The sequence below is a fragment of the Ectopseudomonas alcaliphila genome (genome assembly GCF_900101755.1).
Lineage (GTDB): Bacteria > Pseudomonadota > Gammaproteobacteria > Pseudomonadales > Pseudomonadaceae > Aquipseudomonas > Aquipseudomonas alcaliphila.
On the sequence record NZ_FNAE01000013.1, the window covers coordinates 26,451 to 39,319 of the forward strand.

General features: G+C 65.9%; 16 protein-coding genes. 9 read left to right on the forward strand and 7 right to left on the reverse strand.

All coding sequences use genetic code 11. The features are described from left to right. Positions 1–32: 32 nt before the first annotated feature. From BLR77_RS23805 to BLR77_RS23830, 6 genes are read left to right on the forward strand one after another with little or no spacing between them, the layout of a single operon-like run. The gene (locus BLR77_RS23805; RefSeq protein ID WP_074682456.1) at positions 33–806 is read left to right on the forward strand and encodes a DUF3450 domain-containing protein; all 774 of its coding nucleotides are present in this window, start codon (positions 33–35) and stop codon (positions 804–806) included. Then, positions 803–2,152 carry a MotA/TolQ/ExbB proton channel family protein gene (locus tag BLR77_RS23810; RefSeq protein ID WP_074682458.1) on the forward strand — a complete coding sequence of 450 codons (1,350 nt, stop codon included), beginning with the start codon at positions 803–805 and terminating at the stop codon, positions 2,150–2,152. Before BLR77_RS23805 ends, BLR77_RS23810 begins: the two co-directional genes overlap by 4 nt. Beyond that, positions 2,145–2,693, forward strand: coding sequence for a MotA/TolQ/ExbB proton channel family protein (locus BLR77_RS23815; RefSeq protein WP_074682460.1), 549 nt, complete (start codon positions 2,145–2,147; stop codon positions 2,691–2,693). Before BLR77_RS23810 ends, BLR77_RS23815 begins: the two co-directional genes overlap by 8 nt. 11 nt (positions 2,694–2,704) lie before the next feature. After that, positions 2,705–3,115, forward strand: a complete 411-nt coding sequence (locus BLR77_RS23820) for an ExbD/TolR family protein (RefSeq protein ID WP_021489595.1) — start codon at positions 2,705–2,707, stop codon at positions 3,113–3,115. Next, positions 3,115–3,798 carry an energy transducer TonB gene (locus tag BLR77_RS23825; protein WP_074682462.1) on the forward strand — a complete coding sequence of 228 codons (684 nt, stop codon included), beginning with the start codon at positions 3,115–3,117 and terminating at the stop codon, positions 3,796–3,798. Before BLR77_RS23820 ends, BLR77_RS23825 begins: the two co-directional genes overlap by 1 nt. Positions 3,799–3,800: 2 nt before the next feature. Then, positions 3,801–4,898: a tetratricopeptide repeat protein gene (locus BLR77_RS23830; RefSeq protein WP_074682464.1), complete on the forward strand. Its 1,098-nt coding sequence runs from the start codon at positions 3,801–3,803 to the stop codon at positions 4,896–4,898. Positions 4,899–5,094: 196 nt separating this feature from the next. Here the strand turns inward: BLR77_RS23830 and BLR77_RS23835 are convergent, their stop codons facing one another. The 4 genes from BLR77_RS23835 to BLR77_RS23850 form a co-directional block, all read right to left on the reverse strand. Then, the gene (locus BLR77_RS23835; RefSeq protein ID WP_074682466.1) at positions 5,095–5,616 is read right to left on the reverse strand and encodes a DUF3299 domain-containing protein; all 522 of its coding nucleotides are present in this window, start codon (positions 5,614–5,616) and stop codon (positions 5,095–5,097) included. A 58-nt stretch (positions 5,617–5,674) separates the two neighbouring features. Further along, a complete protein-coding gene (locus BLR77_RS23840; RefSeq protein WP_074682468.1) occupies positions 5,675–6,940 on the reverse strand; it encodes an ABC transporter permease in 1,266 nt (421 codons plus the stop codon). A gap of 1 nt (position 6,941) precedes the next feature. Further along, positions 6,942–7,649, reverse strand: coding sequence for an ABC transporter ATP-binding protein (locus BLR77_RS23845; protein WP_074682470.1), 708 nt, complete (start codon positions 7,647–7,649; stop codon positions 6,942–6,944). Between the two features lie 220 nt (positions 7,650–7,869). After that, the gene (locus BLR77_RS23850) at positions 7,870–8,460 is read right to left on the reverse strand and encodes a DUF2796 domain-containing protein (protein ID WP_074682472.1); all 591 of its coding nucleotides are present in this window, start codon (positions 8,458–8,460) and stop codon (positions 7,870–7,872) included. A gap of 115 nt (positions 8,461–8,575) precedes the next feature. Here BLR77_RS23850 and BLR77_RS23855 point away from each other — a divergent pair, with 115 nt between their 5' ends. Then, positions 8,576–8,920: a hypothetical protein gene (locus BLR77_RS23855; protein WP_074682474.1), complete on the forward strand. Its 345-nt coding sequence runs from the start codon at positions 8,576–8,578 to the stop codon at positions 8,918–8,920. Between the two features lie 111 nt (positions 8,921–9,031). Here BLR77_RS23855 and trxA read toward each other — a convergent pair whose 3' ends face one another. The 3 genes from trxA to BLR77_RS23870 are packed head-to-tail and all read right to left on the reverse strand — an operon-like array spanning position 9,032 to position 11,055. After that, the gene (trxA, locus tag BLR77_RS23860) at positions 9,032–9,904 is read right to left on the reverse strand and encodes a thioredoxin (RefSeq protein ID WP_074682476.1); all 873 of its coding nucleotides are present in this window, start codon (positions 9,902–9,904) and stop codon (positions 9,032–9,034) included. A gap of 54 nt (positions 9,905–9,958) precedes the next feature. Then, positions 9,959–10,618, reverse strand: a complete 660-nt coding sequence (locus BLR77_RS23865; protein WP_074682478.1) for a class I SAM-dependent methyltransferase — start codon at positions 10,616–10,618, stop codon at positions 9,959–9,961. After that, complete coding sequence (locus BLR77_RS23870) at positions 10,615–11,055, reverse strand: hypothetical protein (protein WP_074682480.1); 441 nt, start codon at positions 11,053–11,055, stop codon at positions 10,615–10,617. The genes BLR77_RS23865 and BLR77_RS23870 overlap by 4 nt, the downstream gene beginning before the upstream one ends. A gap of 145 nt (positions 11,056–11,200) precedes the next feature. On the opposite strand from BLR77_RS23870, the gene nrdR reads away from it, so the two are divergent. Then, the gene (gene nrdR / locus BLR77_RS23875; RefSeq protein ID WP_003243991.1) at positions 11,201–11,668 is read left to right on the forward strand and encodes a transcriptional regulator NrdR; all 468 of its coding nucleotides are present in this window, start codon (positions 11,201–11,203) and stop codon (positions 11,666–11,668) included. Further along, positions 11,665–12,780 (forward strand): bifunctional diaminohydroxyphosphoribosylaminopyrimidine deaminase/5-amino-6-(5-phosphoribosylamino)uracil reductase RibD, encoded by a 1,116-nt coding sequence (gene ribD / locus BLR77_RS23880; RefSeq protein WP_074682482.1) that lies wholly within the window; start codon positions 11,665–11,667, stop codon positions 12,778–12,780. The genes nrdR and ribD overlap by 4 nt, the downstream gene beginning before the upstream one ends. The last annotated feature ends 89 nt before the right edge of the window (positions 12,781–12,869 follow it).

Genomic DNA, 12,869 nt, shown 5'->3' on the forward strand with positions numbered 1-12,869 from the left:
AAGCAAGCCCGTCTGTCGAGGACCCCCTGCGCATGAATCGCTTCCCCCTCCGTTCCCTGGCCGTGGCCCTGATGCTGAGCAGCGGCTCGCTGGTTGCCGCGCCGCTGGATGCTGCGCTGGACGAAAGTCAGCGTCTGGCCGCCGAGGCCAAAGCCTCCCAGGGCCGTGTCGAACAGCTGGATGACGCCAGCCGCGAGATGCTCAATGAGTACCGTAATGCCTTGCAGCAGGCCGAGGCGTTGAAAGGTTATAACAGTCAACTTCGTGACCTGGTCGAAGCCCAGCGCCAGGAGCTGGCCAGTTATCAGAAGCAGCTCGATGGCATCGAACGTACCCAGGAAGCGGTGAGCCCGCAGATGGTCAAGATGGTCGAGGTGCTGGGTGAGTTCATCGCCGCCGACCTGCCGTTCCTGCCCGAAGAGCGTGAGGATCGTCTGGCTCAGCTGCAGGATCTGCTGCCGCGCGCCGACGTCAGCCTGGCCGACAAATACCGCCGCATCCTCGAGGCCTACCAGATCGAGAGCGACTACGGTCGTACCCTGGAAGCCTGGCGTGGCGAGCTGAACCAGGCCGATGGCGGCTCGCGTAGCGTCGAGTTTCTGCGTCTGGGGCGCAGCATGCTCTATTACCAGACCCTCGATGCTCACGAGAGTGGCTGGTGGAACCCGCAGACCAAGGCATGGGAAGTGCTTGGCGGCAGCGCGCGTCGCCCGCTGACCCAGGCCATCGCCATCGCCCGTCAGCAGCAGGCACCTGCCGTGCTGTCCCTGCCGATCAAGACCCTGGCCGAGGAGGCCGCACAATGAGTCGTCGTGTTGTAGCCGTCCTGGCGCTCAGCCTGTTGCCGGCACTGGCCGCCGTGGCCGAAACCCTCAACCCCGATCAACTGCTGCAGCGCATCCGCAGCGAGCGCGCCGCCGAAGTCAGCGCCATGCAGGAGCGCGAGCAGGCGTTTCTCGCCAAGCGCAGTGAGCAAGCACAGCTGCTGGCCGCTGCTCGCTCCGCACTGAATACCCAGAAAGCCGAAAGCGAACGTCTGAAAGCCGAGTTCGACCGTCAGGAGGCCGAACTGGCCGAGCAGGAAAAACTGCTGGCGCAGCGTGTCGGGCACCTCGGTGAACTGTTCGGCGTGGTACGCCAGAGTGCCGGTGATGTTGCCGGGCAGTGGCAGGACAGTCTGCTCAACGCTCAGTATCCGGAGCGTCTGAAGCGCCTCAAGGCACTGGCTGAAAGCCGCTCGTTGCCGTCCGCTGAAGACCTTGACGGCTATTGGATGCTGCTGCTCGAAGACCTGGCTGCCAGCGGCCGTATCGAGCGTCTGCAACTGCCAGTGGTGAACACCGATGGTTCGCGCCAGGAGCAGCAGGTGCTGCGTGTCGGCGGCTTCGCCGTCTATGGCGAGGATGCCTTCCTGCGTTACGACGCCGATGCCGGGCAACTGGTGGCGCCGCTGCGTCAGCCGTCCGGCCTGGGCCAGGTCAAGGACTACCTGAGCAGCAAGGACGCGCTCGCCACGCTGCCGATCGACCCGAGCCGTGGCAGCCTGCTGGCGCAGCTGCAGCAACAGCCGACCCTGTGGGATCGTCTGCAGCAGGGTGGTCTGGTCGGTTGGGTGATCGTCGTGCTGGGCGCTTTCGGCCTGCTTCTGGCGCTCTGGCGCATGGTCTATCTGGGCCGCGTTGGCAGTGGCGTCAAGGCGCAGATGCATGACCTCAGCGCGCCGCGCAACGACAACCCGCTGGGCCGCGTGATCGGTGTACTGGGCGCCAAGCCGCAACTGGCTGACCTGGAGACCCTGGAGCTGAAGCTGGACGAGGCAATCCTGCAGGAAACGCCGCCGCTGGAGAAAGGCCAGGGCCTGCTCAAGCTGCTCGCCGCCGTTGCACCGTTGCTCGGCCTGCTGGGCACCGTGACCGGCATGATCGTGACCTTCCAGGCCATCACCCAGAGCGGTGGCGGCGACTCGCGCCTGATGGCTGATGGTATCTCCCAGGCGCTGGTGACCACCGTGCTGGGTCTGGTCGTGGCCATCCCGCTGCTGTTCCTGCACAGCCTGCTGGCCAGCCGCAGCAAGGGCCTGATCCAGGTGCTGGAGCAGCAGAGCGCCGGTCTGATCGCCCTGCACCTGTCGGGAGCGCCGCGCCGTGACTGATCTGTTCGCCTTCTGGCTGCGTGCGGTCGACAGTGCCTATGCACTGCTCGACTTCATGGGCGCCGGCGGCGTGGTGATGTGGGCGCTGGCGGTGCTCTGCGTGGTGTTCTGGACCCTGGTGTTCGAGCGTTTCTGGTACATGCGCAGAATCTTCCCGCGCTGGGTGCAGGAACGCCGCGAGGCCTGGCAACAGGTGCTGGCCGATGACAACGGCAACTGGCAGCGCGCCGTGCGCCTGGCCTGGCTGGCGCAGGCGCGCCAGCAACTGGCGGCGCCGCTGCGCCTGGGCAAGACCCTGGTGGCGCTGTATCCGCTGCTGGGCCTGCTCGGCACCGTGCTCGGCATGATCGCCGTGTTCGATGTGCTCGCCCTCAACGGCACCGGTAACCCTCGCGGCATGGCCGCAGGCGTGTGGCAGGCGACCCTGCCGACCATGGCCGGCATGGTCCTGGCCATCCCCGGATTGTTCAGCCTGGCGCGCCTCGAACGCGAAGCCAGCCAGGCCATCGAGCGGCTGGCCGACCAGCTGCGTCACGACTGAGATCGCCCAACATGAGAATGCGTCGTCACCACCAGCAGGACGAAGACACCGGCATCGACCTCACGCCGATGCTCGACGTGGTCTTCATCATGCTGATCTTCTTCATCGTCACCAGCTCTTTCATCCGCGAGTCCGGGGTCGAGGTGCAGCGTCCGCAGGCGGAAACCGCCAGCCCTCAGGACAAGGGCAACATCCTCATCGCCGTCACCGCCGACGGGCAGATCTGGATGGACAAGCAGCCAGTGGACATCCGCAGCGTGCGCGCTCACGTCGAGCGCATGCGCGTCGATCAACCGGAAGGCGCCGTGGTGGTGCAGGCCGATCAGGATGCGCGTACCGGCCTGGTCGTTCAGGTGATGGATCAGGCGCGTCTGGCCGGTGTGCAGGATGTCGCCCTGGCTGCCGGTAGCGGAGTCAACTGATGCGCCTGCCGCTGTCTTTTCTCGGCGCCTGCCTGATGGCCTTGGGGCTGTTCGCCCTGATGCTGTACATGGTCGCGCCACCGAGCGCCAAGGTGAGCCAGGACCCGGTCAGCGTGGCCAACTTCGTGCGCATGGACGGTAACGCCAGCGAGACCGCCAGCCGTACCCGTCAGCAGGCGCCGCAGCCACCGCAACCGCAGACGCCGCAGCCGCCCACGCCGCCGACTCCGCAAACGGCCACGCCCAGTGCCAACCTGCCGGCGCTGGATATCCAGTTGCCCAGCCTGGCCAGCGGCATTGCCGTCAACAGCGCGCCGGCACCTAGTCTGTCTGGTCTCGCCCCTGGCGCTCCAGCACCGACGCCGCCGAGCGAGGCCGCCGAGTCCGGTGGGCAGATGGGGGGCATGGAGAGTGAGGTCATGCCGCTCAACGACGTGCGTCCAGATTATCCGCGCTATGCGCTGCAGCGTGGCATTGAAGGTTTCGTCAAACTGGCTTTCACCATCAATCGTTCCGGCAGCGTGGAGAACATCCGCGTGCTGGAGGCCAACCCGCGTAACGTCTTCGAGCGCGAAGCGCGCCGTGCCGCCTCTCGCTGGCGCTTCGCGCCACGCACCGAGGGCGGCCTGGCGGTGGACCGCGAAGCGGTGAAAACCCTCTACTTCCGTGTGGAAAGGAATTGACCATGTACCGTTGGTTGTTGCTCGTGATGCTCAGTGCTGCGGCCGTGCCGGGCATGGCCCAGCAAACCGTCGACCCGGCCGTGTTCAAAGCCCTGAATGCGGCGCAGACAGCACAGCAGAAAGGCGACTACGCTGCCGCCCGACGCGCGCTCGATGACGTCAAGGCCAAGAGTGGCAGCCTTGAAGAGGCGCTGGTCTGGCGTAGCAAGGCCTACGTGGCCTGGTCGGCCGGCAACAATGCTCAGGCCATCGACTGGCTGGACAAGGCCGTGAGCAGCGGCAAGCTGGATGATGAAATGCTGGCCGGCGAGCGCCTCAACCTGGCCAAGCTCAACCTGGGCGAGCGCCGTTACGCCAAGGTCGTCGAGTTGCTGGCGCCGAATCAGGGCCGCGCCTCCGAGGAGGTGTTGCAGATGCTGGTGCAGGCCTACCAGGGCATGAATCAGCCGGCCAAGGCGCTGCCGCTGGCCGAGCGTTACGTGCAGGCCAATCCCAATGCGGCAGACATCTGGCTGCAGTTTCTGGTGGGCGCCAACGCCGATCTGAAGCGCTATGCCCAGGCCGAGCGTTGGCAGCGTCAACTGCTGGTGCGCAAACCGGACGATGCCAAGGGCTGGCGCCAACTGGCCGGTCTGCAGCAGATGGCCGGCAGCAATGACAAGGCGCTGGCGACCCTGCGTGCGGCGCACAGCAAGGGTCTGCGTTTCAGCGAGTCGGAACTGGACAATCTGGTGCTGCTTGCCGGCGCCGCCGACCAGCCCTGGCAGGGCGCCAAGCTGCTGGCCGGGATGCTCGACAGTGGCCTGCTGGCCAACACCGCTGCGCGTCAGGAACGCCTGGGCCTGTTCTGGTGGCAGGCGCGTGATCGTTCTGCCGCGGTGCGGGTGCTGCGGCCGTTGGCCGAGCGCAGTGGCAATGGCAAGCACTGGCTGTACGTCGCTCAACTGGAGCTGGAGCAGTCGCGCTGGCAGGCCGGCCTGGATGCACTGGCGCGTGCCGAACGCGGTGGTGCCGAGCGGGCCAAGGTACGCTCCTGGCGTCAGTGGGCGGAAAGCGAGTTGCGCTTCGAGCGGGAAAATCGGGTCGCCAGTCGCAGTTGAGTCGTTCTCGGTGCGCGCGGCGCACCCTACGCGGGTGGCCGTCATCTGTAGGGTGCGCCGCGCGCACCAAGAAAAAGCCAGGCCCCAGGGTCTGGCTTTTTCTTGGGTAGCGTATCTGTAGGAGCGGATTTGTCCGCGAGTCATTTCGCGGCTGAAGCCGCTCCTACAGCCACTCCTGCGAAAGCTCCGGGCGGGATCAGCTATCGGGCAGTTCGTAGGCGTAGATCTTGTCCGCTTCCATCTGGTAACCGACCTCGGCCAGCTCGCTGCTGACATGCTCGGTTTTCAGCGGGCCTTCGACCCAGAACGGCTGGTAAAGCGCGTCGAGCAGCACGCCGAGTTCGCTGGTGACGTGAACGATCTGGTTCGATGGCGGTGGTGGCACATGAATGCAGGCGCCGAAGTAGGGCACCAGCAGAAACTCCACCACCCGGCCCTCATCGGTCACGTCCAGCGGCACGATGTAGCCCGGCAGTTTCACCTGCTGGCCATTGAGTTCCTTGACCACCGGGGCGGCTGGCGATTGCTGCATGGCGGCCGGGCCGGATTCGGCCAAGGCGTCGGCCAGTTGCGAGAGGTCGTGGATGGGCGCAGGGTTGATGATTTGCGGTGGTGCATCCGGCGGAATCAGCTCGGACCAGGTGAGTTCGCGCACATCAGCGGCGGCCAGCGGCAGTGCCAGGGTCAGCAGCAGGGTGGCGAGCAGGGGGCGGGACATGAGGAACCTCGTTGTAAGAGCGCCTGCGCAGTGTACGACAGGCGCTCTCAACTTTCCCTCAGAGCCTGATCGACAGCCCATCTGCCAACGACTGCCGATAGGCCCGCCAGGCTGGCACGCTGCCCATCGCCACGGCTGCGGCGAGAATGCCGCCCAGCAGTTTCCATTCGTAACTCGACGGTGCATTGAGCGCCAGGTACAGGCCGTAATTGGCCTGCACGAAGCCCTGGCTGCCGGCGATGCCCAGATAGAGCAGCGCGACACCGAAGGCCACGCCGGCCAGCGCCAGGGTGAAGGCCTCCAGCACCAGCAGACTGGCGATATGCCAGGGACGGGCGCCCACCGAGCGCAGGATGGCCATCTCCCGACGGCGTTCGTTGAGGCTGGTGAGGATCGCCGTGAGCATGCCGATCAGACCGGTCAGCACGACGAACAGCGAGACCACGAACAGCGCCTGCTCGGCGGTGCCCATCAGGCTCCACAGCTCCTGCAGCGCCACACCCGGCAGAATGGCCAGCAGCGGCTCGCCACGAAACTCGTTGATCTCGCGCTGCAGGCTGAAAGTGGCGATCTTGCTGTTGAGACCGAGCATGAACGCGGTGATCTGCTTCGGCTGCAGGTCCATGGCGCGTGCCTGATCGGCGCTGATCTGCGCGGCGCCACGTGCCGGCATGCCGTTCTGCCAGTCGATGTGCAGCGCTTCCATCCCGGCCAGGGAGATGTGCAGCGTGCGGTCGACCGGCGTACCGGTGCGCTCGAGGATGCCGACCACGGTGAAGGGCTTGTCGTCATGCTTGACCAGGCTGATGGTGGCGACGCCGTGGGCCAGGACGATCTTCTCGCCAAGATCGTAGCCCAGCGCCTGCGCCACTTCCGCGCCGAGCACCACTTCGAAGGGATCGTCGGCAAACTCGCGGCCCTGTGCCAGCTTCAGCGCCTGGCTGCGGGCGTAGCGGTAATGCTCGAAATAGGCAGTGCTGGTGCCCATCACCCGGTAGCCGCGGTGCGAGTCGCCCAGGGAAATGGGAATGGCCCACTTCACCTGACGGTGATCGGCGAAGTGCTCGAAGCTGTCCCAGCGGATGTTGTTGGTAGCGTTGCCGATGCGAAACACCGAGTACAGCAGCAGGTTCACGCTGCCGGAGCGGGCGCCGACGATCAGGTCGGTGCCGCTGATGGTGTTGGCGAAGCTGGCGCGAGCCTCGGTACGCACGCGCTCGACGGCCAGCAGCAGGCATACCGACAGGGCGATGGCGAACACGGTGAGCAGGGCGGTGAAGCGGCGGTTGGCCAGGCTGGCCAGGGCGATGCGGATCAGGTGCATCTCAGGCCTCCTGTGGGCGCGTGGCGCGATTGAGCTCGGCCAGCGACAGGTTGCGGTCGAACAGCGGGGCCAGGCTCTGGTCGTGGCTGACGAACAGCAGGCTGGCGCCAGCGGCGCGGCATTCGGCGAACAGCAATTGCAGGAAGGCCTCGCGCGCGTCGAAGTCCAGTGCCGAGGTCGGCTCGTCGGCGATCACCAGCTCCGGCTGGCCAATCAGTGCGCGTGCGGCAGCAACACGTTGTTGCTGGCCGATGGACAGTTCGTCGGCGCGGCGGCCGAGCAGGTCGGCGTGCAGGCCGAGGTGGTCGAGCAGCGCAGCGGCTGCGGCGTCGATGCTGCCGTGGCGCTGACGGGCGCGCTCGGCGCGCAGGCGCGAGAAACGGCAGGGCAGTTCGACGTTCTCACGCACGGAAAGAAACGGCAGCAGGTTGAACTGCTGGAAGATGTAGCCGGTGTGGTCGACGCGGAAACGATCGCGGGCGCCGGCAGAGAGCTGGCCCAGGTCCTGGCCGAGCAGGCGGATATGGCCGCTTTGCGCTCGTTGCACGCCGCCAAGCAGGCCGAGCAGGGTGGTCTTGCCGCTGCCGCTGGGGCCTTTGAGAAACAGGGTTTCACCGCGCGCCAGGGTGAAGGTGGGTATATCCAGCAGCTGTGCCTGGCCGGGCCAGGCGAAGCCGAGATCGGCGAGTTCGATCAGAGGTTGAGTCATGGTTTCTTCGAATCGTCGTTCATGGAAAGCCGAGCATGGTGGCCTGACTGTCTGAGCTGAGCTCGCGGGTGGCATTCATGCCTCCTGAGCAGGTTTTGTAGGAGGCGCTTTAGCGGCGAGCTTTTTCGCGGCCAAAGCAGGTCGCCACCTGGCCCTCCCACAAACCTGGCGTGGTGGATGAAAAGAGCGTCAGCTACGCGCCCCGATCCACCCTATGGCATCAGAAAGACAGACGTGGCTGCGCCGGAGTCAGTTCAACGCCCTGTTGGCCATTCGGGCCGATCAGTTGTACCTGAATCTTCTCGGTGGCGGGGAAGCGTTTGAACAGCTCGGCGAGATCCAGTTGTTTCAATTCGTTGGCCTTGGCGCATTCGAAGCGATAGTGCGCATGGATGTCGCTGTGTTCGCCTTCGTGCTTGTGATCGTGATGGTCGTGCTTGTGATCGTGCGCCTTGCCAGCGAACAGCGGGCTTTGCAGTTCGACCTCGGTGGCCTTGCAGTCGCCGCTGGTCAGGGCGAACAGTGTGACGGGCTGCTCCAGCTCACGCTTGGCGGCCGCTACCTTGGCCTTGTCGGCATCGCTCTTGGCGGCATGCTCGAAACCGACCAGGTTCATCGCCGGGCTTTCGAGCTGCAGCTCCAGCAGATTGCCGTCCAGCGCGGCGTTGAGGCTGGCGACACCATGCTCGTGGGCACCCAGGCTGTCGTGGGAATGCTCGTGGTCATGGTCATGATCATGGCTGTGCTCTTGCGCCTGGGCGGCGACCAGGGGCAGCAGGGCGAAGGGCAGGGCGAGCAGCAGGTGGCGCATGGTTGTCTCTCCAGCATGGGTGCGATTTGATTGTTACGTTATAACAACTTTCGTGGCGAACTGGCCAGTCTGCTGCTGTCGTGGGAGCATGCAAGATCCTGACTGGAGGCTGAACATGGTGCGAATACGTGGGCGCATTGGCGACTGGCCGGTGGATCTGACGCTGGAGCTGGGGAGCGAGGACTGGGCGCAACTGGCGCAGCACCTGGCCGTTGCGCCGGTCGCCAGTGTGGCAGCGCCGCCGCCCGCGACAGACGCGGGCGATGCGCTGTGGCAGACCGCGTTGCAGCTGGTGCGTGAGGCGGGGCAGGTCGAAGGGCCGCGGCTGCTGGCGCAGTTGGCCGCGCTGGCTGGCGGTGAAGCGGCGGGCAAGCGCCTGCTGGTGCGCCTGCGCCATTGCGAGCAGATCCGCATGGAAACCGGCGCGGATGCGCCGATCTATCATTGGGTGACGGAGTAAGGCGCTCCGGTCCGCTCTGGCCCTTCGTAGGGTGCGCCGCGCGCACCGGGTAAGCCTGGCGAGGCCTGCGGTGGCGCACCCTGCGGCGCGTGCGGTTGAAAACCCCTAAGGTCAGTAGATCGCCTGATACAGCTTGCGGCGGTAGGTGGTGACCAGCGGGTGGTCGCCGCCGAGCAGATCGAACACCTGCAGCAGGGTCTTGTGCGGCAGGCCGTCACTGTAGCTACGGTTGCGTACGAACAGTTTGAGCAGGCCATCCAGCGCCGCTTCGTACTGCTGGCGCGCCAGTTGTTGCACGGCCAGTTGATACACCGCTTCGTCGTCCTCGGCATTTTGCGCCAGGCGGCTTTTCAGCGTGGCCACCTCCGGCAGGTCGGCAGCCTGGCGCAGGAAGGTCAACTGCGCTTTGGCGCCGGCCAGTGCCTGCTTGTGTTCGTCGCCCTTGACTGCGTTGAGCACGGTTTCCGCTTCGCCCAGCTCGCCGCGTTCGGCCAGGCAGCGCGCGTAGAGAATCAGTGCGGCTGCGTTCTCGTTGTCTTCCGTCAGCACCTGTTTGAGCAGCGCTTCGGTATCGGCGAAGCGTCCTTCGGCGAACAGCGCCTGGGCAGCCTCCATCGGATCGGCTGCAGCGGGAGCCGGTTCGGCGACATGGGGCTTGAGCATCTCGCGGATCGCCGCTTCCGGCTGCGCGCCGGCGAAACCGTCCACCGGCTGACCGTTCTTGAACAGCACCACGGTCGGCAGGCTGCGAATGCCGAAGCGCATGACGATGTCCTGCTCGATATCGCAGTTGACCTTGGCCAGCAGCAGCTCACCGGCATATTCCTCGGTGATCTTTGCCAGCATCGGCATCAGCGCCTTGCATGGCGCGCACCATTCGGCCCAGAAGTCCACCAGCACCGGCTTGTGGAAGGAGTTCTCGATCACCAGTTGCTCGAAGTTGGCGGCGCCGGAGATGTCGAAGATGTAGGGGGATTCACTCATGGTCGGTCTCGAAAAGCTGGGCAATGGCTTATTAATGCGGGCAGCGGGGCGCGGTTACAAGGGGCGCGCGGCGTGATACAGGCTGACTTCGCGAAACTCCGCTGGTTCTGCCAGATCAGGCCAGGTGCAGCCATCGAGCAGTGCCAGGCGCTGGTAGAGCGGATGCTGGAAATCCTTGACCCGTGAATCGGCTACCAGTGCCTGACGGCCGCGACCGAGAAAGTGATCGAGTAGCGGCAGGTTGGCGCGGTCGTAGAGCACGTCGGCGACCAGAATCAGGTCGTAGCGATCCGCTTCGGCGAAGAAATCCTGCGAATAACTCAGCGTCACGCCATTGAGTTCGGCGTTGGCGCGGCTGGCGGCCAGCGCCACTGGGTCGAGGTCGCAGGCTACCACTTCCGCGGCGCCGGCCTTGGCTGCGGCGATGGCGGCCACGCCGGAGCCCGCGCCGAAATCCAGCACGCGCTTGCCGCGCACCCACTCCGGGCGCTCGGCGAGCCAGCGCGCCAATACCAGGCCGCTGGCCCAGCAGAAGCACCAGTAGGGCGGTTCTTCGAGAATGCGCCGGGTTTCCTCGGGGTTGAAGGCGCGCTCCATATTACTGGCGTCGATCAGCCACAGCGCGATATCGGTACCCGGCAGTGTTTCGGCCACCAGGCGGGCATCGCCGAGCAGTTCACTCAGGGCCTGCTGCAACTGTTGCGGCGGTCTCATGGCGCTGGTACCAGATACAGGGCGCCGAGGTCCTGATCGGTCAGTTCGGCGATGCTGCGCGCCGGCAGGCGTTGCACCAGACGGCCGGAGTGGCTGACGCGGCCGCGCAGTTCCAGACGCAGATCCTGAGGTGTATGCCCGGTGTTCAGCGGTAGGTGAAACGGCAGGGGTTCGCCGTTGCCACGCAGATGAACCTGGCCGAGCAGGGCGCGCGGCCTGCCGCGCATATCCACGCCCAACAGTGCCAGGTCGACATCGGCACCCGCGGCCACGCCCAGCAATTCGCCGCGCAGGCCAGGGCCACGGATAGGCTCGGCGCTGGGTTCTGCTTGGGCTGGTGCTGGCGTGGGCGGCGGCACGGTGGTCGTGGGCTCGCTGGTGCAGGCGGCAAGCAGGCCGCTGAGGGCCAGTGGCAGGAGGGGCAGGTATCGGTTCATGGCATGTACTGCTCTTGGAGGTGCTTGCCCATAGCTTAATTTGTCTTGCGGCCTGTAAGCAGGCCATCTCAAGGCTCCTTACATTTTTCAACGGCGTGCTATGCGCTACCATGACGCCTTTGCCGCCAATCAGTCAGCGCCTGCCATGCATTGTCCCTTCTGCGCCGCCAACGACACCAAGGTCATCGATTCCCGTCTGGTCGCCGAGGGCGACCAGGTTCGCCGCCGCCGCGAATGCGTGGCCTGCGGCGAACGTTTCACCACTTTCGAAACCGCCGAGCTGGTGATGCCGCGCCTGATCAAGCAGGACGGCAGCCGTCAGCCCTTCGATGAAGAGAAGCTGCGCGCCGGCATGCAGCGTGCGCTGGAAAAACGCCCGGTAAGCGTCGAGCGCCTGGAAGAGGCCATCGCCCGTATCAAGCAGCAACTGCGTGCCACTGGCGAGCGCGAGGTGAAATCGCTGGTGCTCGGTGAGTTGGTAATGACCGAGCTGAGCAAGCTCGACGAGGTGGCCTACATCCGTTTCGCTTCGGTCTACCGCCGCTTCCAGGATCTCAACGAATTCCGCGAGGAAATCGAACGCCTGGCCCGCGAACCGTCGAAAAGCCGATGAGCGAGCGCGACCACTTCTTCATGGCGCGCGCCCTGCGGCTGGCGCGCAAGGGCCTTTACTCCACTCATCCGAATCCGCGCGTCGGTTGCGTCATCGTGCGTGACGGCGAAATCGTCGGTGAAGGCTGGCACGCCCGCGCCGGCGAGCCGCACGCCGAGGTGCACGCCTTGCGCCAGGCCGGCGAGCGGGCGCGCGGTGCCACCGCCTACGTCACCCTGGAACCCTGCAGCCATCACGGGCGTACGCCGCCCTGCGCCGATGCACTGGTTGCCGCCGGTGTCGGCCGGGTGGTCGCGGCGATGCAGGACCCCAATCCGCAGGTGGCCGGTCGTGGCCTGTTGCGCCTGGCCAATGCCGGTATCGAAGTGCTCTCCGGCGTGCTGGAACGCGAGGCGCGAGCGCTCAATGCCGGATTCATCAAACGCATGGAGAGCGGGTTGCCGTTCGTGCGGGTCAAATCGGCGATGAGCCTGGATGGCCGCACGGCCATGGCCAGCGGCGAAAGTCAGTGGATTACCGGCCCGGCGGCACGCGCCGAGGTGCAGCGTTTGCGCGCGCAGTCCAGCGTGGTGCTCAGCGGCGCCGATACCGTACTGACCGACGATGCCCGCCTGACCGTGCGCCCTGACGAGCTGGGACTGGGTGTGGAGGCTACCTTCATGGCTGCCTCGCGGCCGCCGCTGCGGGTGTTGGTCGATGGCCGTCTGCGCGTACCGCTGAGCAAGGCGTTCTTCCAGGTCGGCCCGGCGATGGTGGCCACCTGTGCGGCCGCCGCCGCCCGTGATCGCTATCTGGCCGACGGCCACGAGCTGCTCGCCGTGCCGGGCAGCAATGGTCACGTCGACCTGCGCAAGTTGCTGCTGGAGCTGGCCGGCCGTGGCGTCAACGACGTACTGGTCGAGGCCGGGCCGCGTCTGGCTGGCGCCTTCGCCCGTGCCGGGCTGGTGGATGAATACCGCATCTTCGTTGCGCCCAAGCTGCTCGGTTCCAACGCGCGGCCGCTGTTCGAGCTGCCGCTCAACCGCATGGCCGAAGCGCCGGAGCTGCAGATACTGGATATTCGCGCTGTCGGCGACGACTGGCAGATTACGGCGGTGCCCAAGGCCAGGTAGGGTGCGCGCCGCCGTGGTTCTCTCCACGTACGCCTTGCCTGCTGGCAACGACTCGAGCGGGCGCGGGAACAGGCACTGGCCTGGCAGAG